Genomic DNA, 26,518 nt, shown 5'->3' with positions numbered 1-26,518 from the left:
GAGGGCGCGGTTCAGTTTCATGAGAACTCCAGGTAGGACAAGTTGATAAGGGCATCCGGCGGATGTAAGCCTGTATCGGTCACAACTTGTCAGACTTGAATTCTCAAGACCCTGCGCGGGCCTCAACGGGCGATAAGCCCCGGCTTGTCCGCCCAGTTCGGGCGTTCAGCGCGCTGGATGTGGCCTGTTCAGACCAGCGTGACGAACGCCAGCCACCCCACCGCAGCCCAGCGGTGCACGCTGCTGGCGGGCAGGCGCCACACCGCGGCCACGAGGAACAGGTTGTAGGGCAAAGGCGCAAAGTGCACCGCGGCGGCCAGCGCGATGTCGAGATCGGACGCTGCCAAGGCCAGCGCCACGCCGGTGGCCAGCAGGTTGATCAGCGTGCCGACCAGCACCAGGTCGCGCCAGAACAGCACGCGCACCGGCACCTCGGCGCACCAGCGGCGGGTGAAAAAGCCCACCGCAGGCATTCAGCTTGCCAGCGCGCGCAGCAGCCAGGCGTTCAGATCGGCCACTTCCTGCGCGCACACCGAATGCTCCATCGGGTAGGTGTGCCAGTCCACCGGGTAGCCCAGCGCCTGCAAAGCGTCGCGCGTTTCGGTGCCGCGCTGCACCACCACCACCGGGTCGTGTGTGCCGTGCGCCAGAAAGATCGGCACGTCGCGGTTGGCTTCTGCGCGCTCGGCCGCGGTGCTGGCCGCCAGCGGCAAATAGCCCGACAGGCCCACCAGGCCGGCCAGGCGCTGCGGCGCGCGCAGCCCGGCCATGAGCGTCATGGCGCAGCCTTGCGAAAAGCCCATGAGCACGGTGCGCGCGGGCGGCACACCCCGCGCGGCCTCGCGGTCCAGCAGGCCCTGCACCAGCGCGCACGACTCGCGCAGACCGGCTTCGTCCTCAAAGCGCGACTGGCCGATGGGCGGATGGATGTCGTACCAGGCGCGCATTTCATAGCCGCCGTTGAGCGTGACCGGGCGCACCGGCGCCGTGGGAAACACAAAGCGAACGGGGCCGATGGCGTCGAGATCGAGCTCCTGGGCGATCGGCACAAAGTCGTTGCCGTCGGCGCCCAGGCCGTGCAGCACGACGATGCTGGCCACGGGCGTGGCGGCGGGGTTGCCGCCGGTGATGAGTTCCAGGGTTTCAAGGGTGTGTGAGGTCATGACCCGCAGCATAGCGGCTGCGGGTCGGCTCACGCCGCTTCGCTATTGCACGAAGCCAGGCAACCAGAGCGAGATGGACGGGAAGGCGCACAGGATCAGCAGGCGCACCACGTCCACACCGATGAAGGGCATGGTGCCCTTGTAGATCGAGCCCAGCGGCACGTCGCGCGCGATCGAGTTGATGACGAACACGTTCATGCCCACGGGCGGGCAGATCATGCCGAAGGTCACCGCCATCACCACGATCACGCCGAACCACACCGGGTCGAAACCGAGCTGCATCATGGCCGGGAACACGATGGGCACGGTGAGCAGGATCATGGCCAGCTCGTCCATCACCGCGCCCAGGATCAAATAACCCACCATGATCAGCGCGAGCACACCGTAAGGCCCCACCGGCAGGTGCACCAGGAACTCCACCGCGTTCTGCGTGAACTGCGTGATGGTGAGGAAATAGCCGAACAGGTAGGCCCCCACCACGATCAGCATGATGGCCGACGACACGCGCAGCGCACCGATGAGCGCGGCCTTGATCTGCACCCAGCCCAGCCGGCGGCGCAGCATGCCGATGGCCAGCGTGCCCATGGCGCCCACACCCGCGGCTTCCTGCACCGTGAACAACCCGCCGTAGATGCCACCCAGCACAAACACGAACAGCACAACCACCGCCCACAACGCGCGCAGCGAGGCAAATCGCTCGGCCCAGCTGTGGCGCTCGCCGCGCGGCATGGCATCGGGCCGCAGGCGCGCCACGATGGCCACCACCACGCAGTAGAAGGCCACGGCCATGAGGCCGGGGATGATGCCGGCGGCGAACAGCTTGGTGATGTCGGTCTCGGTCATGATCCCGTAGAGCACCATGATCACCGAGGGCGGGATCATGATGCCCAGCGTGCCGCCCGCGGCGATCAGCCCGGCGGAGAAGCCCGGGTTGTAGCCGGCGCGGCGCATCTCGGGCAAGGCCACCTGCGTCATGGTGGCGGCCGTGGCCACCGACGAGCCGTTGATGGCCGAGAAGCCACCGCAGGCCGCAATGGACGCCAGCGCCAGACCGCCCCGGCGGTGCCCCAGCCAGGCGCGCCCCGCGGCAAACAACTCGGTGCTCATGCCCGACTGCGAGGCAAACGCCCCCATCAGGATGAACATCGGGATGACGCTGAGGTTGTAGTCGGTGAGCACCGACAGCGGCACGTTGGCCAGCAAATTGAGCCCGGGCTGCAGCCCGGTGAGCGCGGCAAAGCCGCCCACACCGGCGATGCCCATGGCCACACCGATGGGCACACGCAGCGCCATGAGGCCGAACATGGCCACGAAGCCCAGCAGGGCCACCAGATCACGATCCATGGGCGGCTCCGTTGAGTTCGTCGTCGGCATCGTCGGCACTGGCCGCGCGACCTTGCCACAAATGCACCAGCCGCACCAGCGCCAGCAGCGCCGCCACGCAGGCGCCCAGAGCCCCTGCGCCATAGAACCACTGCAGCGGCAGCCGCAGGTCCATGGTGCCCTGGCTGCCGGTGCCACCCACCTTGACCCAGACCATCCAGGCCATGGGCAGGAGGAAGGCTGCGGTCACGGCGGTGGCGATCATGTCCACACGGCGCTGGCCGGCGGGCTTGAGGCTCTCCCACAGCAGGTCCACACAGATGTGGGTGCCGTAGTAGGTGGCCAGCGCAATGCCCCAGAACAGCGCAATGCCCTGCAGCATGCGCGAGCCGTCGAACCAATCGGGGATCTGCACGCTGAAGGCGTAGCGCAACAGCACGTTGCCCGCGGTCAACACCGCGATCAGCAGCAGCGAGAGCGCGGCCATCGTCTCGATGGCCGAGAGCACGCGCTTCATCAGTTGGAGGCCTTGCGCGCCGCCAGTTCCTTGCGCAAGTCGTCCAGCGCAGCCTGCCCCGGCACGCCCACGCCGTCAGCGGACTTGACCCACTGGGTGTAGACCGGCTCCACCGCTTTTTTCCAGACGTCGAGCTGGGCCGGCGTGATCGGCACGATGGTGTGGCCGGCGGTCTTCTCCAGCTTGCCCTGGCCCGCGTCTTCCTCGTCGCCCCACGCCGCGCCGACCTTGCCGGCCCACTCGTTGTTGCAGTGGTCGTCGATCACTTTCTTCTGGCCGGCGGCGAGCTTGTCGTACCAGGGCTTGTTCATCACCCACACGAAGTCGGAGGTGTACAGGCGCATGTCGCTGTGGTACTTCACGGCCTTGTCAATGCCGAAGGAAATGATGGAGTTCCACGGGAAGGTGATGGCGTCGGCCAGGCCTTTGTCGAGCGCGTCGCGCGACTCGGGCGCGGACACCTGCACGTTGGTCGCGCCCAGCAGCGTCATGGTCTGTGCCACGGTGCCGTTGGCCGAGCGGATCTTCATGCCCTTGAGCTGGCCGGGTTCGGTGATCGGCTTCTTGGCGTGGAAGGTGCCCACATGCACGTGCGCGAAGCAGAACTTCACGTCCTTCATTTCGGTGCCGGCGTACTTGCGGTACCAGGCGTCCAGCCCGGCCGAGCCGGGGCCGGGCTTGCCGATCAGGAACGGCAGTTCACCGGCGGCCACCAGCGGGAAACGACCGGCCTGGTAACCGGGGTTGACCCAGGTCATCTCGGCGATGCCGTCGCGCGCCATGTCGTAGTGGTCGGCCGCCTTGCCCAGTTGCTGGGCGGGGAACAGCGCCACCTTGATCGAACCCTTGGACGCCGCCTCCACCGACTTGGCCCACGGCTCGAAGCCCAGCTTGGCCAGCGGGTGCATGGCCGGCAGCCAGTGGGCGAACTTCATTTCGACCGGTTTGTCTTGCGCTTGTGCGCCCAGGGTGCCGAGCAACAAGGCGGCTGCGGCAACGGCACGCAGGGTGGTGTGGTGGGTCTTCATGGTGTGTCTCCTGTTGTGGTGGATGTCGAGAGATCAAGACGCTGTCCAGGCTTCAGGTGCCCGTGGTCGTTGGTGCGTCCTTCGTGGGCCGGACGGCCCAGAAGATGGGTTGGGCAGCGGCCTGTGGCCGGTGCGCGGTGTTGAGTTTCCCTTCCGGGTCGGCCAGCGTGGCCTTGAGTGCAGCGCGCAAACCCTCGGCGGCGGTGTCCGCATCGCGTGCACCGGTGAGCGCGGGCACCACATGTTCAGACCACAGGCGTGCGTAGTTCAGGCGGCCGCGGGCCTGCGTGTCGCCATACCCTTTGAGCACCTGCGGCAGCCCGCTGAGCACCAACGCAAGCGCGGGCGCTTGCGGCAGCACCTGGCGCATGGTGCCCAGCCACACGGCCAGGGTCTCGTGTTCCTGCGCATAGCGCAGCGAACGCGGGCGCAGCGGGCGCAGCCAGGCCAGGCCGCGCAGCATCAAAAAGCCCCACAGGCTGGTGGATCGGATGTGCAGGCCCACATGGGCCTTGCCCATCCAGCCACGGCGGTTGGCCAGCGAGAGCAGGCGCTCGCCGAGCGCGCGCGGCAACACCGCCGCCACCTCGTCGATGCCGGGCTTGAAGTGTTCGGTGACACGCACGATGTCGCCCGGGCGCACCTGCGCCTCAAGGGCCACACGCGCATAGCGGCTGCGCCGCGTCTTGAGGTCGGCCACACGGATCACGTCTTCAAAACACATCCAGAGCGCCAGATGGCGCACCGCTTCGGTCAAGGCTTCGGCCGCCGCGGGTGTGGACGCGGCCACCAGGCCCTGCACATGGTCGAAAAAGGCGTCGGCATAGGCCTCGTTCTGGTAGTCGCGGCAGCGCAAGGCGCCGTGTGCGGCGAGCAGTTGCACCGGGGTTGGCCAAGCCTGCAGGCGCGCCGCCCAGGTGCCTTGCAGCGCGGGCGGCAGGTCGGCATCGGCCAGCACCTGCAGTGCGTCGCGCGACGCGGCCTGTTCGGGTTTCGATGGCTGGTGCGCTTCATCGAACGCGGCGGCAAACCCGTCCAGGCTGGCCTGCACGCCCTTGCCGGATGCGCGGATCACGTCTTCGCACACACTGCGCGGCCAGGGCAGCACACCGGCGCCGGCCAGCGCGCCGAACATCACGGCCGAGACCACGGTGCCGGTCTGCACCGTCACCGCCTCCATGTCGAACAGCACCGTTTGCCGAGCCATCGCGCGCGCCGCGTCCAGCAAGCGCTGCGGGTCCTGCCGGCCGTCGGCCATGTGCATCTTCTCCAGCGTGGTGTAGACGCGGTGGGTCGACGACAGCAAGGTGGTGCGACCGGTCACGAAACCGCGCTCGACCATGCGCGAGGCTTCCAGCAGTTCGCTGGCCACCACCACGTCCACACAACCGGGCACCGGCGTGAGGCCAAACACCGGTTGCGCCGGACCGGGCAGTGGCTCGCGCAGCAGCTCGATGTAGTAACTGGTGGCGCCCGTGCGTTGCGCCACGCCGGGCACCGAGGTGGCCTGCACCGGCAGGCCGTGGCGCAGCGCGCACTGCACCAGCCAGTCGGCCAGCACACCGCCGCCTTCGCCGCCCAAGGCTGCGATCAGGATGCCGTAGGAATGTGTGGATGCGTTCATGGGTCAGGCGGGCTGCAGCAGGCCGATGAAAAATCGGTTGAAGCGGTCGGTGGTGCGGTCCCACCAGCTCGGGTGGGTGACGATCTCGACCTTGTGGAAGGACGGGCACAGCACGGCGGCATCGGCCACCTCGCCGCACAGGCCGCAGCCCACGCAGCCGTTGGTGACGTGCGCCACGGGTTCACGGCGCAGCGGGTCGGCCGATTCCTTGACGGTGAGCGTGGGGCAGCCCGAGAGGCGGATGCAGGAGTGGTCGCCGGTGCAGGTGTCTTCGTCCACGCCGTAACGCGTGCGCACGCTGCGCAGGCCTGCCTTCAGGCGGCGCGCGCGGATGGGTTTCAAGCGGCGCTGGCGCTCCAACTGGCATTCGCCTTCGGCGATCACGACCTTCAGGCCCGTGAAGGGCGAGTTGACCGCGTCCTTCAACAGATCGCGCACCTGCGAAACACGGTAGTTGTGCACCGTCTTGATCCACTTCACGCCCATGCCCTTGAGCGTGTTCTCGATCGTCAACTCGTTGACGGTGGCACTCGCGCCTTCGGCCAGCAGGCGCGCGTCCGACGCGGGCGTGGACATGGTCTCCTGCGTGCCGGTGGCCGAGGTGTAGCCGTTCTTCATGATCACCAGCACACCGTCGCCCTGGTTCAGCAGGGTCGAGCTCACGCCCGAGAGCAGGCCGTTGTGCCAGAAGCCGCCGTCGCCCATGATGGCAATGGGTCGTTTGGCCGAGAAGTTTTTCACCGCCGCGCTGGACGCCATGCTCATGCCGTAGCCGAGGATGGAGTTGCCGAACGAGAACGGCTCGAAGGTGGCGAAGGAATGGCAGCCGATGTCGGTGGAGATGTGCAGCTTGCCCACCTCGCGCTCGACCAGCTTGAGCGCGGCGAACACCGGGCGCTCGGGGCAACCGGTGCAGAAGTTGGGCGGGCGCGCGGGCACGCCACCGCCGAGCTCCGCCAGTGCACGCGTGCGGGTCTCGGCCAGGTCGGTGCTGAATTGCCGGGCCACCGAGGTGTCGAGTGCGGGCAGATGCTCGGACGCGAACGCAGTGAGCCCCTTCAACAGGATTTCGGCCGTGTACTCGCCGCCCATGGGCAGCAGGTCCTTGCCGTGCAGGCGGGTCTGCAGGTCGGCGCGGCGCAGCAGCGTGGCGATGTCCTGCTCGATGAACTCGGGCTGGCCTTCTTCAATCACCAGCACCGCGCGTTTGCCCGCGCAGAAGGCCGCGATCTGCCCCGGCACCAACGGGTACACCACGTTGAGCACCAGCATGGGAATGTCGGTGTCGCCGGTGGCATTGGCCAGACCGGCTTGCTGCAGCGCGCGGATGGTGGTGTTGTACAGACCGCCCTGCACGATCAGACCCACCTCGGCGTGTTGACCATCGAAGTGTTCGTTGAGGCCGGCTTCTTCAATGAACCTGCGCGCCGCCGGCATGCGCACCTCGTACTTCAGCTTCTCGTGGCGGAAGGTCGCGGGCGGGTGCGAGAGGCGGTCGTAGTTGAAGTCGGCGGCTTCCTGCTGCAGCAGGCGGCTGGAGATGGCGGGTGCGATGTTGTCGCTGGCCACAAAACTGCCCTGCACATGGCAGGCGCGGATGCGCAACTCGATCATCACCGGCGTGTTCGACGCCTCGGAGAGTTCAAACGCTTTCTCCGTCATGCGCACGATGGTGGGCAAATTGGGCCGCGGGTCCATGAGCCACAGCGCCGACTTCATGGCGAACGCGTGCGTGCGTTCCTGGATCACGCTCGCACCTTCGCCGTAGTCTTCGCCCACCACGATCACCGCGCCGCCCATCACGCCGGGCGAGGCCAGGTTCGACAAGGCGTCCGACGCCACGTTGGTGCCCACCACCGACTTCCAGGTCACCGCGCCGCGCACCGGGTACATGATGGACGCGGCCAGCATGGCGGCTGCCGAGCTTTCGTTCGTACACGCTTCCACGTGCACACCGAGCTCGTCCATGTAGGGCTTGGCCTGCACCATCACATCCAGCAGGTGCGAGATCGGTGAGCCCTGATAACCGCCGACATACGTCACGCCCGACTGCAGCAGCGCCTTGGTCACGGCGAGGATGCCCTCGCCCTGAAAGGTCTCGCCCTGGCCGAGTTTCAGCGCTTCAATCTCACTGTGAAAAGAACGTTCCAACCGCGTGTCTCCTAGTGTTGTGCCCCGGAATCTAGGACCTGCAACGCCATCTGGCCAATGGATTGATCTGATGTGCTGCATTCACCAGATGGATAATTCGGGACAACCCTTAGAGGTCTTCAGATGAACTTTCGGCAACTCGATCTCAACCTCTTGCGCGTGCTCGCGGCCATCCACCGCACCGGCTCGGTGACCGCTGCGGGCAAGGCGCTGGCGCTCTCGCAGCCCGCCACCAGCAACGCGCTGGCCCGGCTGCGCGACTACTTTCAGGACGATCTCTTCGTGCGTTCCCCCGGTGGTCTGCAGGCCACCCGCCTGTGCGAGCGCCTCGCGCCCGAGGTGCAGACGCAACTGCAGATGCTGGAGACCGCGGTCACCGTGCGCGACGAGTTCGATCCCGCGCGCAGCGACATGCGCTGGCGCCTGTCCTTGTCCGATCTGGGCGAGATGATGTTTCTGCCGCCGCTGGCCGCGGCCTTGCGCCAGCAAGCGCCGCAGGCGCGCCTCACCAACATCTCGGTCGCCGCCGACGACGTGCCGGCCGCGCTGGAATCGCGCGAGATCGATTTCGCCATCGGCATCCTGCAGCCACGCCACCGCGGTGTGCGCGCCGAGCTGCTGTTTCGCGAGCACTACGTGGCCATGACCTCACCGCGCTGGCGCCCCGCCAGCGGCAAGGCCGGGCGCACGCTGAGTGCGCGCCAACTGGCGGAGTCGTCGCTGGTGGTGGCCGCGCCCACCGCCACCTTTCACGGCAGCGTGGAGCAGATGCTGGTGCGCGCCAAGCTCAGCGACCGCGTGGTGATCCGCGCACGCCACTTCGGCGCGCTGCCCGAGCTGGCGCTCAACACCGACCTGCTCACCATCGTGCCGCAGATGTACGCGGCCAACGTGGGCCAGCGCCTGGACATGCGCGTGTGGGAACTGCCACGCGCCGCCGCGCCCAGCTACGACGTGCGCCTGGTCTGGCACGCCAGCACCGCCAAGGACCCGGCCCACCAATGGATACGCGCGCAGGTGCACCGGCTGTTCGGGCGGGTGCAAGGGGCGGCGTGAATATGATGGGCGCATGACCCCACACACCCTGCTGAACCACCTCGACCAAGGCCGCTTCTGGCCTGCACCCTGCGGCCTGTCGCTCGACGAAGCCTATGCACAAGCACTGGCGGTGCGCCAGTTGCGCATCGCGCGCGGCGAGCAGCCGCGCGGCTACAAGGTCGGCTTCACCAACCGCTCGATCTGGCCCCGCTACAACGTGTTCGCACCCATCTGGGGCAGCGTGTGGGACAGCACGCTCACCCTGTGCGAGGGCGAGGGCAGCGTGTCGCTCGCCCTCACCTGCCAGCCACGGCTGGAGCCCGAGGTCGTGTTCGGCCTGAAGGCCACGCCCGCACCCGACGCCACGCTCGACGATCTTTTCGCGGCGATCGACTGGGTGGCTCCGGGCTTTGAGGTGGTGCAGTCGCACCTGCCGGACTGGAAGTTTCTGCCGCCCGACACCGTGGCCGACGGTGGCTTGCACGCGCGCCTGCTGGTGGGCCGCCGCACACCGGTGCGCGATCTCGCTGGTGACGCCAATGCACTCGACACCTTACTGGCCCAGGCTCAAGTCAGCTTGCTCAAGAACGGCGCGGTGGTGGAAGAAGGCCAGGGTTCGAACGTGCTGGACAGCCCGCTGCGCGCGCTGCTGCACTTCACCCAGACGCTGCGCGCCTGCCCGGGCGCGCCCGATCTGCAGGCCGGCGACGTGGTCACCACCGGGACATGGACCGATGCCTGGGCCGTGGCGCCCGGCGAGCACTGGTCGGCCCGCTTCTCCTCACCACTGCCCAGCCTTGCGGTGACCTTCGCCGGTTGACCCGCGCCCGTGCTTGCAGGTGAAACCCTCTAAACACAAGGCGGGAGCCTTGGTAGATTCCTGCGTCATACCCACAACGGAGACCCGCTTCATGACCAAGATCGCACCGGACCTGCTGGCACTGCAACGCCTGTACCACTGGGAGAAGACCGCGCCCAACCGCGTGGCCCTCACGCAACCCATGGGCAACGGTGCCGTGCAGGAGTTCACCTGGGCGCAGGTGGCCGATCAGGTGCGCCGCATGGCCGCCCACCTGCAGTCGCACGGCTGGGAGCCTGGCTCGAAGGTGGCCATCCTCTCCAAGAACTGCGCCTGGTGGATGATGAGCGACCTGGCCATCTGGATGGCGGGCTATGTGTCGGTGCCGCTGTACCCCACGCTCGCGCCCGAAACCATCCGCCAGATCCTCGCGCACAGCGAAGCCAAGGCGCTCTTCGTGGGCAAGCTCGACGGCTGGGAAGGCATGAAGCCCGGTGTGCCCACCGACCTGCCCTGCATGAGCTACGCGCTATCGCCAGCAGACGCCGTGAAGAACTTTGAAGGCTGGGACGCCATCTGCCAACGCAGCCAACCGCTGCAAGGTGAGCCGCTGCGCGACGGCGACGAACTCGCCACCCTGATCTACACCTCGGGCACCACCGGCATGCCCAAGGGCGTGATGCACACCTTCGCCAACTTCGCCTGGGCGCTCGACGCCGGCCTCAAGCGCATCCCCATGAACGGCAGCGACCGCATGCTGTCCTACCTGCCACTGGCCCACGTGGTCGAGCGCATGCTGGTCGAACACGGCTGGCTGCGCACGGGCATGCATGTGTTCTTTGCCGAATCGCTCGACACCTTCGCCGCCGACCTGCAGCGCGCGCGGCCCACCATCTTTTTCTCGGTGCCGCGCCTGTGGGTCAAGTTCCAGCAGGGCATCCACCACAAGATGCCGCCGGCCAAACTCAACCGCCTGCTCGGCATCCCGATCCTGGGCGGCATCGTGCGCAAGAAGGTCATGAAGGCCCTGGGCCTGGACCAGTGCAAGTTCGCCGCCGGTGGCGCCGCGCCCATGCCCATCGCCTTGCTGCAGTGGTACAGCAAGCTGGGCCTGAACATCAACGAAGGCTACGGCATGACGGAGAACCTCGCGCTCTCCCACATCACCGAACCGGGCAAGAACCAGCAAGGCACCGTGGGTCCGGCCTATGAAGGCGTGCAACACCGCATCGACCCCGACACGGGCGAGGTGCAGATGCGCAACCAGGCCATGATGTTGGGCTACTACAAGGAGCCCGAGAAGAGCGCGGAGAGCTTCACGCCCGATGGTTGGCTCAAGACCGGCGACAAGGGCACCATCGACAAACAAGGTCTGCTGCGCATCACCGGCCGCGTGAAAGACCTGTTCAAGACCGGCAAGGGCAAATACGTGGCGCCCGCGCCCATTGAAGACAAGCTGGTCATGCACGAAGCGGTGGAGGCCTGCGTGGTCACCGGCGCCAACCTCGGTCAGCCGCTGGGCATCGTGATGCTCAACGCCGAAACCGTGGCGAAGGTGGCCGATGCTGCTGCGCGCAGCGAGCTGGAAGCGTCGCTGGCGGCGCACCTCAAGACCATCAACGCCACGCTGGACCCCCACGAGCAGTTGCAATGCATCGTGGTCGTCACCACCGCCTGGACGGTGGACAACGACGTCATCACCCCGACCTTCAAGGTCAAACGCAACCGCATCGAAGACTTGTACGCCCGCCACTACGAAGCCTGGGAGGCCTCGGGCAAGAAGGTCATCTGGCAAAAGGGCTGAGGCCAGGCCGGCTCACCCGGCCTGGCTCAGCCGGGTGAGCACGCCGTCGGCGCCCTGCTCGCACAGGCGCATCACCACCTCGAACCCCTCGGCGTTGCCGTAGTAGGGGTCGGGCACCTCAAGCGTGCCGGGCACGCCGGCGTATTCCAGAAAGAGGTGCAGCTTGTGCTGGTGTTCGGGCGGGCACACGTGCTGCAAGTTGGCGAGGTTGTCCCGGTCCATGGCCAGGATGAGATCGAACTGCTCGAAGTCCTCGTCTTTCACCTTGCGTGCCCGCTCGTTGACGATGTGGTTGTACCCACGGGCCTGGGCAAGCATGATGGCCCGGCGATCGGCTTTTTCACCCCGGTGCGCGCCGTAGGTCCCGGCCGAGTCGAGCGACACCCGATCGTTCAGCCGCCTGCGCTGCACTTCGGCATGTAACACGCTGGCGGCCATCGGCGAGCGGCAGATGTTGCCCATGCACACGAGAAGGATCTTGGTCATGCGGCAAGGATAGCGAGCCATCACGACGAGTGGCAGGTGATCGCCGAAAAACAAAAAACCCGCCAGCTGGCGGGTTTCAAATGGGCTTGTCCGGGCTCAGATCAGGTAGTCATCAACGCTCTTGCCCGACGCCAGAACGGCGCGCACCCACTCGGGTTTGCGGCCAGGGCCACCGGCCCAGAGTTCGCCGTTGGGGCCACGGTACTTCGGAGCCGCTGCGGATTTCGATTTGCCCGCCTTCTTGGTTCCGGTCGTGCCGCCCAGATCGGCCACCGAAATGCCGAATTGCTTCATCTTGGCCTTGATATCGGCAATCACGGAAGCGAGTTCGTCTTTGCGCGCCTGCTCGGCTTGCGCCATCAGGGTTTGGGCTTGCGCCATGAGTTCGGAATAGCTGGCCATTGTTGGCTCCTTATAGAGAAGTTGAATTCGATCGGAGTATGCGATGACAAACTGCCGATGCAGTGCCGCATTCTAATCGGCTTTTGCCGATCTGCCGCCAGACCAAGGCCACAGTTCATCGGGCAACTCCGCGTGCAACTCAATCGGAGCACCAGTCACCGGGTGGCTCAATCGAAGGCGCCAGGCGTGCAAAAACATGCGTTTCAATCCGTTGCGCATCAATTGGCGGTTCAGTTCGAAATCACCGTATTTGTCATCACCGGCAATCGGATGACCAGCGCTGGAGAGGTGCACCCGGATCTGGTGCGTGCGTCCGGTCTTGATCGTCACTTCCAGCAAACTGAGGCCCTCGGGCAGTGCGGCAGCCAAGGCAGCAGGCGCCGGAATCCGGGCGGCGACCTTCACCAGGGTCACCGAATGCATGCCGTCGGGGTCGTCTTTGGTCGTGACTTTCACACGCCGCTCGCCATCGGCCAGCAGGTATTTGTGCAGCGGTTGGTCCAGCACCTTCAGCCGCGCCGGCCATGCACCTTTGACCAAGGCCAGATACGTCTTGCCGGTTTCCCGCTCGCGGAATTGGTCCTGCAAAGCCTTGAGTGCACTTTTCTTTTTGGCAATCAACAGCAGGCCGCTGGTTTCACGGTCCAGGCGGTGCACCAATTCGAGCAGTTTGGCGTCTGGCCGGGCTTGCCGCATTTGTTCAATCACGCCAAAACTCACACCACTTCCGCCGTGAACCGCCACGCCTGCGGGCTTGTCAATAGCCAAAAATGCTTCATCTTCGAAGATCACCGGAAATTGGCGCGCCGGGGGTGGATTGAGTTGCTTTTCTTCTGCGCGTTCGGACAGGCGAATCGGCGGAATGCGCAACACATCACCGGGCTGCACCCGGTCATCGGCCCCCACACGGCCCTTGTTTCGGCGCACTTCACCCGAGCGGATGATGCGGTAGATGTGGGTTTTGGGAACCCCCTTGAGCTCGCGAATCAGGAAGTTGTCCAGACGCTGACCGGCCGACTCTTCATCCACCGTGAGGTGCCGGACAGCCGGTGCTGGGGAGTTTGGGGGTTGGGTCAAGGGAAACCGCGGGCAAACCGAAAGGAAATAGGACACCGGGGCGACGGTTGGCTGTCTATAATGCGTCACTCTCGTCGCGCGCTCTAAGTGATTGATTTGCCTTGAGTTTACGGCAAGCACTGAAGGCGCTGACCTCCCGGCCCGACAAAGCGGGAGAGCGATGTGAGATGGTTGCCACCCGCAGCACCCGGCACCTCCCTCCGCACCCTCGACCATGTTTCATGGCATTCCGGTGTGGCCAAGGTCCGGTTGACGTTGTGGGCGAACCGGTTGATGAAAACAGCGAACCCGATTACGGAATACCCCAATCGACCAGCTTCCAGACACGAAGCTGTTCGAGGACAAAGTGAACACAGAGATAACCCGGCCAGATCCATGTCGTTGACAGCCATCCAGCCTTCCCTGCTCACCCAACTCCACGCGCCTACGCCCTGACCCGGCGGTTCGACGCGGCACCTCGGTGCCCGCCTGTGTTGAACGCCTCCCCCGAACTGCGGGTCAACGGCTCTCCGGCAATTCCTCCCCCGTTCGCTTTTTCCGCTGGTTCACGGCGAGTTGATGCCCGTGGCTTTCAAGCCCGGGCGTCCTTGTGTGTTTGAACGAAGGAAATCGCATCATGAAACGCATGCTGATCAACGCCACGCAGGCCGAAGAGCGCCGGCTGGCCATTGTGGACGGGCAAAAACTGCTCGACTACGAAATCGAAATCGAAGGGCGCGAACAGCGCAAGGGCAACATCTACAAGGCCGTCGTCACCCGCGTCGAGCCTTCGCTGGAAGCCTGCTTCGTGGACTACGGCGAGGACCGCCACGGCTTTCTGCCGTTCAAGGAAATCTCGCGCCAGTACTTCGCCGCGGGTGTGCCGGTCAACCAGGCCCGCATCAACGACGTGATCCGCGAAGGCCAGGAGCTGCTGGTCCAGGTTGAAAAAGAAGAGCGCGGCAACAAGGGCGCCGCCCTCACCACGTTTGTGAGCCTCGCCGGCCGCTACGTGGTGCTGATGCCCAACAACCCGCGCGGTGGCGGCGTGAGCCGTCGCATCGAAGGCGAAGACCGCCAGGAACTCAAGCAGGCCCTGGACCAGCTCGAATACCCCAACGGCATGAGCATCATCGCCCGCACCGCCGGCATCGGCCGCGACGCGCCCGAGCTGCAGTGGGACCTGAACTACCTGCTGAAACTGTGGAACGCCATCGACGGCGCGGCCAAGGGCGGCAAGGGCGCCTACCTGATCTACCAGGAATCGAGCCTGGTGATCCGCGCGATCCGCGACTACTTCAACGGCGACATCGGCGAGATCCTGATCGACACCGACGACATCTTCGAGCAAGCGCACCAGTTCATGAGCCACGTGATGCCCGAGCACGGCCACCGCGTGAAGCGCTACCGCGACGACGCGCCGCTGTTCTCGCGCTTCCAGATCGAGCACCAGATCGAAACCGCCTACAGCCGCACCGTGCAGCTGCCCAGCGGTGGCGCCATCGTGATCGACCAGACCGAAGCGCTGGTGGCTGTCGACGTGAACTCGGCCCGCTCCATCAAGGGCGGTGACATCGAAGACACCGCCACCCGCACCAACCTGGAAGCCGCCGACGAAGTGGCCCGCCAGGCGCGCCTGCGCGACCTGGGTGGCCTGATCGTGATCGACTTCATCGACATGGACGAGTCGAAGAACCGCCGCGATGTGGAAAACCGCCTGCGCGACGCGCTGCGCCAGGATCGTGCCCGCGTGCAGTTCGGCGCCATCAGCAAGTTCGGCCTGCTGGAAATGAGCCGTCAGCGCCTGAAGCCTGCGCTGAACGAAGGTTCGTCTATCCCCTGCCCGCGCTGCGGTGGCTCCGGCCACATCCGCGACACCGAGTCGTCGGCGCTGCAGATACTGCGCATCATCCAGGAAGAGTCGCTCAAGGACAGCACGGCCGCCGTGCTGGTGCAGGTGCCGGTTGAAGTGGCGAGCTTCCTGCTCAACGAGAAACGCACCGAGATCACCAAGATCGAACTCAAGCAGCGCATCAACGTGCTGCTGGTGCCCAACAAATCGCTGGACACGCCCAACTACAAGCTCGAGCGCCTGAAGCACGACGACCCGCGTCTGGACAACCTGGACGCCAGCTACAAACTGGCCGACGAGCCGGACGAAGCCACCGGCTTCACCCGCCGCAGCCAGGAGCGCACCAACAAACAAGAGCCCGTGATCAAGGGCGTGTTGCCCGACGGTCCGGCGCCGGTGGCTGCGCCCCGCCCCGAGCCGGTGGCCCCTGCGGCCGCGCCCGTGGTCGCCAAGACGGTCACCGCTCCGGTGGCTGCCCCTGTGGCAGCGGCTCCGGCTGAAAAAGGTTTCTTCGGCTGGCTCAAGAGCCTGTTCGGCGGCGCTGATGCCGCTCCGACCGTGGCGCCGAAGCCCGCTGTGGCGGCACCGGCCGCCAAGCCGGGCGCGCGTGAAGAGCGTGCCGATGGCCGTGGTCCGCGCGAAGGCGGACGAGACGGTGGTCGTGATGGCCGCGGTCGCGGTGGACGTGGTGGCGCCGAAGGCCGTGGTCAACGAGAAGGTGGTCGCGAAGGTGGCCGTGGTGGGCGCGAAGGTGGCCGTGAAGGCCGCCCGGTGGAAGGTCGTGAACCACGTGGCGAAGGCCGTGTGGAAGGACGTCCGGAAGGCCGCCCCGAAGGACGTGGCGATGGTCGCCGCGGTGAACCGCGCGGTGAATCACGCGGTGAGGGTCGTCGAGGCGATGGCCGCCGCGACAACCGCCGTGACGCCGCTGCGGTCGATGGCGCGTCCCCCGCCGAATTGGTGAACGGTGCGCCGGTCGCCACGCCAGGCGACACAAGCGAGGGCGGTGAGCAGCAGCGTCGTGGTCGCGGTGGACGCGGTGGTGAGAACCGCCGCCGCTCGGTCGAGGGTGCTGAAGGCGTGGCGCCTGCAGCCCAGGACGATGCGGCACCGGTGGCGCAGGAGGCTGGCGACAACGCTGGCGCATCCCGCGAAGGCGAGATGGTTGAAGGTGGCGACGGCGCCCCACGCGCTCCACGCGAACGCCGCAGCCGTGACCGCTACGGCCGTGATCGCCGCGAACGCGGCCCACGCGATGCCAACAGCTCCCCCGACGGCGCCGAAGGTCAGACCGCTCCCGCCGGTGAAATGCCCGCCAGCGAAGTGGCCTTTGCCGCCGCTTCGCCGCTGGCAGCACTGCGCGAAGAGCCGGCCGATGAGACGCCGACACGCAGCTACTTCAGCCTGCCCGTGGAAGCTGCGCCAGCGCCCGTGGTCAATGAAGCGCCCGTGCCTGCGCCCGTCGCGGCTCCGGTGGCACCTTCGGCTGTCGAAGCTGTGGCGCCTGCGCCCGTGATCGCACCCGTGGCTGCCACGGTGATTGCACCAGCGCCTGCACCCCGCGCATCCGCACCCAAGCCTGCGGCACCCACCGTCGCAGTGGCGCCAGCCGCGCGCGGTCTGCCCAAGGTTGCGAGCTTCTCGCTGCCCCTGGAAGAGATGCAGCAGGTTGCTCAGTCCAGCGGTCTGGAGTGGGTCAACTCCAACGCCGACAAGGTGGCCCAGGTGCAAGCCGCGATCGCGGCCGAGCCCAAGCCCGTGCACGTGCCGCGCGAGCCGAAGCCAGCGGTGGTGCTGGACCAGGGTCCGCTGGTGCTGGTCGAGACGCGCAAGGATCTGCGCGACATGCAGTTGCCCTTCGAGGCACGCTGACCGACATGACTGTCAGGCGCCCGACGCCTGACAGCCATCAAGCAAAAGAAAAGCGCCCTCGGGCGCTTTTCTTTTGGGCGCTTGGCCGTGACGTTCAGTCGAGCAAGGCCGCCTGTTTCCAGGCCGCTTGCGCCGCCGCCTCGTCACCACGCTCCTCGGCCAGGCGGGCCAGCGAACGCCAGGTGCGGCGCAGCAGCGCGGCGTCGCGCAGACCGTGGCTGGCCTGCGTGAGCAACTGGCTGGCCTTGCCCCAGAGCTGGCGCTGCATGAAGGCCTGCCCGGCGAGGTATTGCAGCAAGGCGTTGTTGGGCGAGCTGCGCTGCTGCTGCTCCAGCCGCGCGAGCCAGGCGCTGTCGAGTTGCGGCAAGCCGGGCTCGAAAGCCACCACCAGTTGGCGTTGCTGCAAGGACGACAGGGCATCGAAGCCCTGCCACAGAGGCTCCAGCCACGAGCGCAAGCGGGCCGCCACCGCTCGTGCTTCCTCGTCGTGCGCATCGGCACGCTGGAGCACCAGCTGGTTGCCACGCAAGGCGGCGGCCAGGGCCAGTTCGGGAATGGCGCGCTCGCTGGCGTCAAGGCGATTCCACACGGTTTCCAGCTGGGCCATGTCGTGGGCCTCGCGCAGGACGTCGAGCACCAGACCGCGCACGATGCTGCGCGAGGCGTCGGGCGAAAACGCTTTGTGTTTTGCCAGCAGGCGCGCGGTCTCCAACGCCTCTTCTGTCGCGCCGCCCAGGCGGGCCACGCGCAGCTTTAGACGCAGTGCCTGGATGCGCCGGCCCGCGCCTTGCGGCAGCTCGGCCAGGCGGCTGCGGGCGGCGTCGACATCGCGGTCTTCCACCGCCCAGCGAACGGCACGCAACAAGGCGCCTTCGGACGCATCGGGCGCACCCTTGGCCAACGCCGGATCGAGCGCGGCCTGCAGGTTCTCGTCACGGCGTTCGCGGTTTTGCAGCGACTGCGCACTCTCGGCCAGCAGCAGGTGAGCCAGCACCTGCAACTGGTCGCGGCGCGGCCATTGACCCGGTGCGACGGCCTCGAGCTGGTCCAGCGCGTGCTGTGCCGCCGATTGCGCGCGCACGAAGCGGCCCGCCAGCTGGTGGGCCAGTGCGTCCATGACCGAGCCCACCACCGAGCGCTCGACCTGCTGGCTGCGCCAGCGCTGGGCGCGCTCAGGCAGGTCGCGCACCAGAGCGATGGCCTGCAGCGCTGCGTACAGCAGGAGGAAGCCGGCGATCAGGCAGAAGAGGACAAAGTTGAACGAGACGTCGAACCGGTACGGCGGCCAGAACAGCGTGACCGTGCTCGCGTTGTTGCCCACCAGCAATGCCAGCGCCACCGCCACGGCGGCCAGCCCGAGCAGCCAGAACACGCTGCGCATCGCGCCGGTCTGACGCCGTCGCATCAGCGGCCTCCCGCGGCGGAGGCCAGGGCGGCCAGGGTCGCGTCCGGGCGCGGGAGTTCGCTGTCGACGAGGTCGCGGCGCAAACGGCCCAGCTGCGCCTGCGCGCTGGCCACCCGGGGAGCGCTGGTGTCGAAATAGCGCGCGATGGACGCTTCCACCGCCACCACATCGGCCTGACTCGCACCCATGTGGCGAGCCAGCAAACCCAGGCGGGCGTTGAGCAGTTTCAGCTTGATGTTTTCACGCAAGAAAAACGCCTGCTCGGGCGCGAGCAGCGCGGCTTCGGGCCGGTCGATGCGGCTCACGCGCACCAGCTCGCGGCCGCTGCGCGTGATCTCGGCCCAGGTGCGCTCCCACAAGGCGCTCCAGCCGCTGGAGAAACGCGCCCATCCCTGGCTGAACCCGTTGGGCTGCTCACCCGCTTCGCTCTGCGGCACGGGCTGCGGCACCACCGCAGCCACCGGCTCGGCATTGGCAACCGGCGGTGTGATCGCACTTTTTTCGGCCGGTGCGACGGGCTGCACGGCGGCCTTGCGCGCAGCAGGCGCAGCCTTCTGCAAACCCACCTGGTTGAGCACCGGCCATTCGTCCACCTGGCGGGCCAGCTCGTCCAGCCGCAAGGCCAGGGCGGGAATATCGGCCAGGGGTGCGGCCTGGATGCGTTCGATGTCGCGTGCAATGGCGCGCTGCACCGGGTTGAGCCTGGGCTGCGCAGCGCGGGCGATGCGCTGGTCTGCGGCCTGAAGAGCGGAGATGAGCGGTTGGGCACTGCCGGTCAGTTGCGCCTGCTGTTGCGCCAGCTTGACCGCCGACTCCAGGTCCTGCACCAGGTTGTCGTCGCGCGAACGCGAGAGCGCCAGCATCAGTTCTTCGAGCTGGCTGCGCTGCAGGCTGACCTCGGACAAACGCACCTCGGCCACCGCCAGGCGCGCCTGCAGCTCCTGCGCGAGCGCCTCGGCCTGAGCGGCCATGGTGCGCGCTTCGACCGCCTGCGCGCCGCTGTCTTGCGCGCGGCGCGCCAGCTCTTGCTGGGTGAAGCTGAGCTTTTGCCACAGCAGCCCGGCCAGCACGAGCGACAGCGCGGCCAGCAGGAGGGCCAGCCAGGTCAGCCCAGAGCCGGCACGGCGCGCCGGTGCGGGCGCAGGCAATGGTGGCGCAAGGCTCGGCGCTGCAGCGTCGGGGGAGGGGTGATCGGGTTGGTTGGTGCTCATGGTGCAGTGCACTCGGATTCTAGGGCGCGCAACACGTCGGACAGGCTCGGTCGTGATTCGATCACGCGGCCAAAGCCCGCTCCTCGCGCGGCCAGGGCAATGCGCGGGTGGGTCACGAGTGCGGTGGCGTCCGTCCAACGGACCCAGGGCTGTGCCTCGCGCAAGGCGGCCAACGCCTCGGAGCTGCTGAGCAACCACACGCTGCCTGCCCCACTCGCCTGGACCACGAGCGCGCGTGCGGCATCGTCAAACACGGGGGGACGTCTCTCGTAGGCCACGCAGCCTTCAACCCGGGCACCCAGGGCCTCGCACTGGCGGATCAACCAGTCGCGTCCGTGCCCGGGCACCGCGCCTCCGGCTGCCGGTGTACCGCTGGATGAACCCCGCACGATCAGGATCCGGCTTCCGGGCTTCACTTGCGCAGCGACCACGGGCCACAGGTGCTCGGAGTCGAACTGCGCGGCGTCGGCCGGTGGCGAGTCGATGCATTCGGGCCCGATGCCCAGCGCGCCGAGTGCCTGCGCGAGCTGGCGCGCCGTGCCGGGCCCTGGCGCCCAGAAGCGGGTGTTGAACGGCGCCAGTGGACGCGCCACCGCACCTTCAACAAAAAAATGGCTCACGGCCGCACCGCTCACGAACAGCAGCGCGCCCACTTGCGACCAGTTGGCGCGCCAGGCGTGCAACGCCGTCCTGTCCTGCACCGAAGCCGGCTCGCCGATCTCGATCAGCGGCAATGCCTGCGCCGGCCAGCCCTGAACTCGCAAGGCCTGCACCCAGTGGTCAGCTTCGGCGGCGGGCCGTGTGACGATCAACCGCGCCACGCGGCCAGGCGCAGGCCGCTGGGCGGTGCTCTCGCTCAAGGTTTCAGGCCTCCACAGGCGGCGGCGTGGCCCCGGCGGCGCGCAGATCAGCGGCCACGCGCTGGCCCAGTGCCTCGGCGTCTGCCAGCGTCTGCACACGGGCCTGCCCACTCACCCGCACCACGGCCTGCAGTCCCTGTGGGTCGCCCCAGGCGGCGTCGAGCTGCAAGGCGCCGTTAGCTTGCCAGTCGGCGTAGGCCGCCAGCGGCATGGAGCAGCTGCCGCCCATGGCACGCGACACCGTGCGCTCGGCCGCCACGCGCCGCCAACTGGCGGTGTGCGCCAGCGGCGCGAGGGCGTCGATGAGGTCTTGCCGGTCGGCGCGCACTTCAATGCCCAGGGCGCCCTGGCCCGCGGCGGGCAGCGAATCGGCCGGTTCGAAGATGTGGCGGATGCGCTCGCCCAGGCCCAGGCGCTTGAGGCCGGCCGCGGCCAGCACGATGGCGTGGTACTGGCCTTCGTCGAGCTTGCGCAGGCGCGTGTCGAGGTTGCCGCGCAGGGGCTCGATGCGCACATCGCTGCGGCCCAGCCGGTCCAGCGATTCGCGCAACAGCACCAGGCGACGCAGGCTGGAGGTGCCCACCACCGCGTTGGCCGGCAGCTCGGCCAGGCCGGCGCAGTGCGGCGACACCCAGGCGTCGCGCGGGTCTTCGCGCTCCATCACGCAGGCCAGCGCAAAGCCGTCGGGCAGTTGCATCGGCACGTCCTTGAGCGAATGCACCGCGATGTCGGCGCGGCCCTCTTCCAGCGCCACTTCGAGTTCCTTGACGAACAATCCCTTGCCGCCGACCTTGGACAGGCTGCGGTCCAGGATCTGGTCGCCCAGCGTGGTCATGCCCAGCAGCGTGACGCGGTGGCCCAGGCCTTCGAGCAAGGCCTTGACGTGTTCGGCCTGCCACAGCGCCAGGCGGCTCTCGCGGGTGGCGATGGTGATGGCCAGGGAGGTGGAAGTGGGCATGGGGCTCGGGGGAAAAACGGGGGCGGCACAACCCGCAGATTTGGTACCCGGTTCGTAACCGGGCAGGGTGTTTTTGGATGCTAGCATGGCCCTTCCACCGGGTTTTCCCCAGATCACCCGGCCCTGTCGGCAGGCCACTCATTCCCCACCACACCATGAGCAGAACGCCCGTTCGCACCCGCCCGTCCAGCCGCGCCGACAAGGACCAGCCTCTCATCGACGACATCCGCCTGCTCGGCCGCATCCTGGGCGATGTGATCCGCGAGCAGGAAGGCCAGGCCGCTTTTGAGCTGATCGAACAAATCCGCCAGCTCTCGGTGGCGTTTCGCCGCCACGCCGACCAGTCGGCCGACAAGGCGCTGAAGAAATTGCTCAAGGGCCTGAGCGGCGACCAGACGGTGAGCGTGATCCGCGCCTTCACCTATTTCAGCCACCTGGCCAACCTGGCCGAAGACCGCCACCACATCCGCCGCCGCGCCGTGCACGAGCGCGCGGGTGACCTGCAAGAAGGCAGCCTGGCGCTCACGCTGCAGCGCCTGCAAAAGGCCGGCATCGCACCGGGCGCGGTCATCGACACGCTGGCGCACAGCCACATCTCGCCAGTGCTCACCGCGCACCCCACCGAAGTGCAGCGCAAGAGCATTCTGGACGCCGAACGCGCCATCGCGCGCCTGCTGGGCGAGCGCGACGAGCAGGATCGCCTTCCGCGCGAGCGTGCCGACATCGAGGCGCAGATTCGCGCCCGCGTCACCCAGCTCTGGCAAACCCGCCTGCTGCGCTTCACCAAGCTCACCGTGGCCGACGAAATCGAGAATGCGCTGAGCTACTACGAGGCCACCTTCCTCACGCAGATTCCGCGCCTGTACCGCGATCTGGAGGAAGGCCTGGGCGACCATGGCGAGAGCGCGGTGATCGCGCCGTTTCTGCGCATGGGCCAGTGGATCGGCGGCGACCGCGACGGCAACCCCAACGTGACCGCGCAAACCCTCGAACTCGCCCTGCACAGCCAGGCCGACATGGTGCTGCGCCACCATCTCACGCAACTGCACTTTCTCGGCGCCGAGCTCTCGGTGTCGGCCATGCTGACCAGCGTGAGCCCGGCCATGCAGGCGCTGGCCGAACGTTCGCCCGACACCAATGCCCACCGCCAGGACGAACCCTACCGCCGCGCCCTCACCGGCATGTATGCACGCCTGGCGGCCACGCTGAAAGACCTCACTGGCGGCGAAGCAGCCCGCCACGCGGTGGCACCACAGCACGCCTACCGCAGCGCCGCCGAGTTGCTGGCCGACCTGCGCACCATCGAAACTTCCCTCAAGTCGCACCACGGCGAAGCGCTGGCGCGCGCGCGCCTGCGGCCGCTGATGCGCGCGGTGCAGGTGTTCGGCTTTCACCTGGCCACGGTCGACCTGCGGCAAAGCTCCGACAAACATGAGGAGGTGGTGGCAGAACTGTTGTCCGCCGCGCGCATCGAGTCCGACTATTCACAACTCGACGAGGGCGGAAAACGCGTCGTGCTGCTGCGCCAGCTGAACGACGCACGACCGCTGCGCGTGCCCGGTGTCACGTACTCGGCGCACACACTGGGCGAGCTGGCCATCTTCGACAACGCGCGCAGCGGGCGCGAACGCTTTGGCGCGCAGGCCATTCGCCACGCCATCATCAGCCACACCGAGACCGTGAGCGACTTGCTCGAAGTGTTGCTGCTGCAGAAGGAGGCCGGCTTGATGCGCGGCACGCTCAATGACGATGCCGTCTGCGACCTGATCGTGGTGCCACTCTTCGAGACCATCGAAGACCTGCGCAACGCAGCGCCCATCATGCGCGAGTACCTCGCCCTGCCCGGCGTGCGCGCCATGGTCGAGCGCGGGGCGACTGATGGTTACTGCGAGCAGGACATCATGCTGGGCTACTCCGACAGCAACAAGGACGGCGGCATTTTCACCAGCAACTGGGAGCTGTACCGCGCCGAGATCGCGTTGGTTGAATTGTTCGACTCGCTCAACCAGGGCCGCGAAAAACCCATCCAGCTCCGAATGTTTCATGGCAGGGGTGGAACGGTCGGCAGGGGCGGCGGCCCGAGTTTCCAGGCCATCCTGGCGCAGCCCCCGGGCACCGTGCGTGGACAGATACGCCTGACAGAACAAGGCGAGGTGATCGGCTCCAAATACGCCAACCCCGAGATCGGCCGGCGCAACCTGGAGACGCTGGTGGCGGCCACGCTGGAGGCCACACTGCTGCAGCCCACACGCAACGCGCCAGCGGCGTTCCTGGCCGCGGCCGACGAGCTCTCGCGCCAGAGCATGGCGGCCTACCGCGCGCTGGTCTACGACACCCCGCGCTTCGCCGAGTACTTCTTCGCCGCCACGCCCATCCGCGAGATCGCCGAACTCAACATCGGCTCGCGCCCGGCCTCGCGCAAGGCCACGCAGAAGATCGAAGACCTGCGTGCGATCCCCTGGGGCTTCAGTTGGGGCCAATGCCGCCTCACGCTGCCGGGCTGGTACGGGTTTGGTTCCGCCGTGCACACCTTCCTGCACCGCGACGGCCCCACGGGCGTGGCCGCGCAAAAGGCGCTGCTGCAGAAGATGGTGAAGCAGTGGCCGTTTTTCAGCACCCTGCTCTCCAACATGGACATGGTGCTGGCCAAGAGCGATCTGGCGCTGGCTTCGCTGTACGCCGAACTGGTGCCCGACAAGCGCTTGCGCAAGCAGGTGTTCACCGCGATCGAGGCCGAGTGGCACCGCACCGCCGACGCGCTGACGCTCATCACCGGCGAAAAGCAGCGGCTGGTGAACAACGCCGCGCTGCAGCGCTCCATGCGCCACCGCTTTCCCTACATCGACCCGCTGCACCACCTGCAGGTGGAACTGGTGCGGCGCTACCGTGCAGGCGAAAACCGCGCCAACACCGACGACAAGGTTCGCCGCGGTATTCACATCTCGATCAACGGGATCGCGGCAGGCCTGAGGAACACAGGGTGAATGGGCCAAACCTAAAATGAACGGGTGAACACCTTGACCAACGCCGACCTGCACTGCCACTCCGTCGTCTCCGACGGCACCCTCACGCCCGAGGCACTGGCGCAGCGCGCCCAGGCCAATGGTGTGGAGTTGTGGTCCTTGACCGACCACGACGAGCTGGGCGGGCAGGACCGCGCCATGGCGGCGGCACGTGCGGTGGGCATGCGCTACCTCACCGGCGTCGAGATTTCGGTGACTTTCCTGGGCATCACGGTGCACATCGTCGGACTGGGCATGGACCACAACAACCCGGCCCTGCTGACCGGCCTGCGGGCCACACGCGGCGGGCGCGAGCAGCGCGCGCGCGACATGAGCGACGACCTCGCCCGCGTGGGCATCAAGGGCGTTTACGAAGGCGCGCTGAAGTACGTGGGCAACCCCGAGCTGATCTCGCGCTCGCACTTTGCCCGCTACATGGTCGAGATCGGCGTGAGCAAGGACACCAACGATGTGTTCCGCAAGTACATCACCGAAGGCAAACCCGGCTTCGTGCCGCACCGCTGGGCCAAGCTGGCCGACGCGGTGGGCTGGATCACCCAGTCTGGCGGCGTGGCGGTGATCGCCCACCCCGGCCGCTACAAACTCACGCCCAACGAAGAGTTCGCACTGTTCACCGAATTCAAGAGCCACGGCGGTCAGGGCGTGGAGGTGATGACAGGCGCGCACAACCAGGCCGACTACGTGAAGTACGCCGGCTACTGCCAGAAATTTGGCCTGGCCGCCTCGCGCGGCAGCGATTTCCACAGCCCCGAAGAGAGCCACACCGACCTGGGCAAACTGCCCGACCTGCCTGGCAGCGTCACCCCGGTGTGGGAGTTGCTGCAATCGCGCATCCACTGATGCTGATGTCGGAACCGCCGCGACGCACCCCGGCGCACGCCCTGCTGGGCATCGCCTTTCTCATCGCCGCCACGGCCTGCTTCGCGGTGCTCGACACCACGGTCAAGTACGTGGGCGCGTTTGTCTCGGTGCTGGTGGCGGTGTGGTTTCGCTACGTGTTCCATGCGGTGGCCGTCTCGGCCATCATGCTGCCGCTGCGCGGCCGACAGCTCTGGCAAACGGCGCATCCGCGCTACCAGGTGCTGCGCGGCTGCCTGCTGCTGCTGGTCAGCGTTTTGTCGTTCGTCAGCGTGCAATTCATGCCGGTGGGTGAATTCACCGCCATCGTCATGATCTCGCCCCTGGCGGTCACTTTGCTGGCAGCGCTGTTTTTGAAGGAAGACGTGGCAGCGCTGCGGTGGGCGCTGGTGGTCGGCGGCTTCGCCGGGGCGCTGCTGGTGGTGCAGCCCGGAGGCGATGTGATTGGATGGGCCAGCCTGCTGCCGCTGGTGATGGTGTTCACTTACGCTTGGTTTCAGATCCTCACCAGCAAGATGGCGCGCACCGAAGACCCGATGACGATGCACTTCTACACCGGCTGGGTCGGCGCGCTGGTGGCCAGCCTGGCGCTGCCGTTTGTGTGGCAGGTCATCCCGGATGCGCGCACCTTCGCGCTGCTGTGTCTCATCGGCCTCATGGGCACTGTGGGGCATTTCCTGCTCATCCTGGCGTTCGCACGGGCCCCGGCCTCCACGCTGACGCCCTACCTGTACACCCAGATCGGCTTTGCCATGCTGTGCGGCTGGGTGGTGTTTGGACACACGCCAGGAACACTGGAGCTCGCGGGCATGGGCATGATCGTGTTGTGCGGCGCCACCGCCAGCTGGTTCACCGCGCGCGACCGGCGCCTGCCGGTGGACCCCCCTGAAGCCTGACGGCTGCACATCCAACATGTCACAGCTCTTCGAAGTCCATCCCGAGAATCCGCAGCCACGCTTGCTCAAGCAGGCCGTGCAGTTGCTCGAACGCGGCGGTGTGCTGGCCGTGCCCACCGATTCGAGCTACGCACTGGTCTGCCACCTCGACGACAAAGCCGCCGCCGACCGCCTGCGCCGCATCCGCCAGGT

At 67.1% G+C, this 26,518-nt stretch carries 22 protein-coding genes; 8 read left to right on the top strand and 14 right to left on the bottom strand.

Annotated features, from left to right (window positions below; all coding sequences use genetic code 11):
• Positions 1 to 188 precede the first annotated feature (188 nt).
• Genes ACN4F8_RS02385 through ACN4F8_RS02355 form a run of 7 tightly spaced genes read right to left on the bottom strand, consistent with a single transcriptional unit; the run spans position 189 to position 7,806 of the window.
• Complete coding sequence (locus ACN4F8_RS02385) at positions 189 to 464, bottom strand: hypothetical protein (protein WP_419472120.1); 276 nt, start codon at positions 462 to 464, stop codon at positions 189 to 191.
• Positions 465 to 473: 9 nt separating this feature from the next.
• Positions 474 to 1,163: an alpha/beta hydrolase gene (locus ACN4F8_RS02380; protein ID WP_419472119.1), complete on the bottom strand. Its 690-nt coding sequence runs from the start codon at positions 1,161 to 1,163 to the stop codon at positions 474 to 476.
• Positions 1,164 to 1,205: 42 nt separating this feature from the next.
• Positions 1,206 to 2,507: a TRAP transporter large permease gene (locus ACN4F8_RS02375; RefSeq protein ID WP_419472118.1), complete on the bottom strand. Its 1,302-nt coding sequence runs from the start codon at positions 2,505 to 2,507 to the stop codon at positions 1,206 to 1,208.
• Entirely contained in the window at positions 2,497 to 3,003 is a 507-nt protein-coding gene (locus ACN4F8_RS02370; protein ID WP_419472117.1) for a TRAP transporter small permease, read from the bottom strand. Before ACN4F8_RS02370 ends, ACN4F8_RS02375 begins: the two co-directional genes overlap by 11 nt.
• Positions 3,003 to 4,031 carry a TRAP transporter substrate-binding protein gene (locus ACN4F8_RS02365; protein ID WP_419472116.1) on the bottom strand — a complete coding sequence of 343 codons (1,029 nt, stop codon included), beginning with the start codon at positions 4,029 to 4,031 and terminating at the stop codon, positions 3,003 to 3,005. The genes ACN4F8_RS02370 and ACN4F8_RS02365 overlap by 1 nt, the downstream gene beginning before the upstream one ends.
• A 52-nt stretch (positions 4,032 to 4,083) precedes the next feature.
• Positions 4,084 to 5,655: an indolepyruvate oxidoreductase subunit beta family protein gene (locus tag ACN4F8_RS02360; protein ID WP_419472115.1), complete on the bottom strand. Its 1,572-nt coding sequence runs from the start codon at positions 5,653 to 5,655 to the stop codon at positions 4,084 to 4,086.
• A 3-nt stretch (positions 5,656 to 5,658) separates the two neighbouring features.
• Positions 5,659 to 7,806 (bottom strand): thiamine pyrophosphate-dependent enzyme, encoded by a 2,148-nt coding sequence (locus tag ACN4F8_RS02355; RefSeq protein WP_419472114.1) that lies wholly within the window; start codon positions 7,804 to 7,806, stop codon positions 5,659 to 5,661.
• A gap of 123 nt (positions 7,807 to 7,929) precedes the next feature.
• Here ACN4F8_RS02355 and ACN4F8_RS02350 point away from each other — a divergent pair, with 123 nt between their 5' ends.
• The 3 genes from ACN4F8_RS02350 to ACN4F8_RS02340 all read left to right on the top strand — a co-directional run bounded on the left by ACN4F8_RS02350 (position 7,930) and on the right by ACN4F8_RS02340 (position 11,447).
• On the top strand, positions 7,930 to 8,862 hold the full coding sequence (locus tag ACN4F8_RS02350; protein ID WP_419472113.1) for a LysR family transcriptional regulator: 933 nt from the start codon (positions 7,930 to 7,932) through the stop codon (positions 8,860 to 8,862).
• A 13-nt stretch (positions 8,863 to 8,875) separates the two neighbouring features.
• Complete coding sequence (locus ACN4F8_RS02345) at positions 8,876 to 9,664, top strand: 2-keto-4-pentenoate hydratase (RefSeq protein ID WP_419472112.1); 789 nt, start codon at positions 8,876 to 8,878, stop codon at positions 9,662 to 9,664.
• 91 nt (positions 9,665 to 9,755) lie between these two features.
• Entirely contained in the window at positions 9,756 to 11,447 is a 1,692-nt protein-coding gene (locus ACN4F8_RS02340) for an AMP-binding protein (RefSeq protein ID WP_419472111.1), read from the top strand.
• A 12-nt stretch (positions 11,448 to 11,459) separates the two neighbouring features.
• On the opposite strand, the gene ACN4F8_RS02335 is transcribed toward ACN4F8_RS02340, so the two are convergent.
• The 3 genes from ACN4F8_RS02335 to ACN4F8_RS02325 all read right to left on the bottom strand — a co-directional run bounded on the left by ACN4F8_RS02335 (position 11,460) and on the right by ACN4F8_RS02325 (position 13,412).
• A complete protein-coding gene (locus tag ACN4F8_RS02335) occupies positions 11,460 to 11,933 on the bottom strand; it encodes a low molecular weight protein-tyrosine-phosphatase (RefSeq protein WP_419472110.1) in 474 nt (157 codons plus the stop codon).
• Between the two features lie 96 nt (positions 11,934 to 12,029).
• Complete coding sequence (locus tag ACN4F8_RS02330; protein WP_419472109.1) at positions 12,030 to 12,335, bottom strand: H-NS family nucleoid-associated regulatory protein; 306 nt, start codon at positions 12,333 to 12,335, stop codon at positions 12,030 to 12,032.
• A 72-nt stretch (positions 12,336 to 12,407) separates the two neighbouring features.
• Positions 12,408 to 13,412 carry an RluA family pseudouridine synthase gene (locus ACN4F8_RS02325; RefSeq protein WP_419472122.1) on the bottom strand — a complete coding sequence of 335 codons (1,005 nt, stop codon included), beginning with the start codon at positions 13,410 to 13,412 and terminating at the stop codon, positions 12,408 to 12,410.
• Positions 13,413 to 14,028: 616 nt separating this feature from the next.
• On the opposite strand from ACN4F8_RS02325, the gene ACN4F8_RS02320 reads away from it, so the two are divergent.
• The gene (locus ACN4F8_RS02320) at positions 14,029 to 17,115 is read left to right on the top strand and encodes an Rne/Rng family ribonuclease (RefSeq protein WP_419472108.1); all 3,087 of its coding nucleotides are present in this window, start codon (positions 14,029 to 14,031) and stop codon (positions 17,113 to 17,115) included.
• Between the two features lie 94 nt (positions 17,116 to 17,209).
• Here the strand turns inward: ACN4F8_RS02320 and ACN4F8_RS02315 are convergent, their stop codons facing one another.
• Genes ACN4F8_RS02315 through hemC form a run of 4 tightly spaced genes read right to left on the bottom strand, consistent with a single transcriptional unit; the run spans position 17,210 to position 21,549 of the window.
• Complete coding sequence (locus ACN4F8_RS02315) at positions 17,210 to 18,520, bottom strand: heme biosynthesis protein HemY (RefSeq protein WP_419472107.1); 1,311 nt, start codon at positions 18,518 to 18,520, stop codon at positions 17,210 to 17,212.
• Positions 18,520 to 19,731: a uroporphyrinogen-III C-methyltransferase gene (locus tag ACN4F8_RS02310; RefSeq protein ID WP_419472106.1), complete on the bottom strand. Its 1,212-nt coding sequence runs from the start codon at positions 19,729 to 19,731 to the stop codon at positions 18,520 to 18,522. The genes ACN4F8_RS02315 and ACN4F8_RS02310 overlap by 1 nt, the downstream gene beginning before the upstream one ends.
• On the bottom strand, positions 19,728 to 20,591 hold the full coding sequence (locus ACN4F8_RS02305; protein ID WP_419472105.1) for a uroporphyrinogen-III synthase: 864 nt from the start codon (positions 20,589 to 20,591) through the stop codon (positions 19,728 to 19,730). The genes ACN4F8_RS02310 and ACN4F8_RS02305 overlap by 4 nt, the downstream gene beginning before the upstream one ends.
• A 4-nt stretch (positions 20,592 to 20,595) precedes the next feature.
• On the bottom strand, positions 20,596 to 21,549 hold the full coding sequence (gene hemC / locus ACN4F8_RS02300) for a hydroxymethylbilane synthase (protein WP_419472104.1): 954 nt from the start codon (positions 21,547 to 21,549) through the stop codon (positions 20,596 to 20,598).
• Between the two features lie 155 nt (positions 21,550 to 21,704).
• On the opposite strand from hemC, the gene ppc reads away from it, so the two are divergent.
• The 4 genes from ppc to ACN4F8_RS02280 form a co-directional block, all read left to right on the top strand.
• Complete coding sequence (ppc, locus tag ACN4F8_RS02295) at positions 21,705 to 24,533, top strand: phosphoenolpyruvate carboxylase (RefSeq protein ID WP_419472103.1); 2,829 nt, start codon at positions 21,705 to 21,707, stop codon at positions 24,531 to 24,533.
• 24 nt (positions 24,534 to 24,557) lie between these two features.
• Positions 24,558 to 25,412 (top strand): 3',5'-nucleoside bisphosphate phosphatase, encoded by an 855-nt coding sequence (locus ACN4F8_RS02290; protein WP_419472102.1) that lies wholly within the window; start codon positions 24,558 to 24,560, stop codon positions 25,410 to 25,412.
• Positions 25,412 to 26,326 carry a DMT family transporter gene (locus ACN4F8_RS02285; RefSeq protein WP_419472101.1) on the top strand — a complete coding sequence of 305 codons (915 nt, stop codon included), beginning with the start codon at positions 25,412 to 25,414 and terminating at the stop codon, positions 26,324 to 26,326. Before ACN4F8_RS02290 ends, ACN4F8_RS02285 begins: the two co-directional genes overlap by 1 nt.
• 16 nt (positions 26,327 to 26,342) lie before the next feature.
• The coding region (locus ACN4F8_RS02280; RefSeq protein WP_419472121.1) for a Sua5/YciO/YrdC/YwlC family protein at positions 26,343 to 26,518 on the top strand (176 nt) is incomplete at its 3' end.

Source organism: Hydrogenophaga sp. (genome assembly GCF_048549895.1).
In the GTDB taxonomy this organism is placed as follows: domain Bacteria; phylum Pseudomonadota; class Gammaproteobacteria; order Burkholderiales; family Burkholderiaceae_C; genus Hydrogenophaga.
This window is presented reverse-complemented; position numbering and strand designations above follow the sequence as displayed.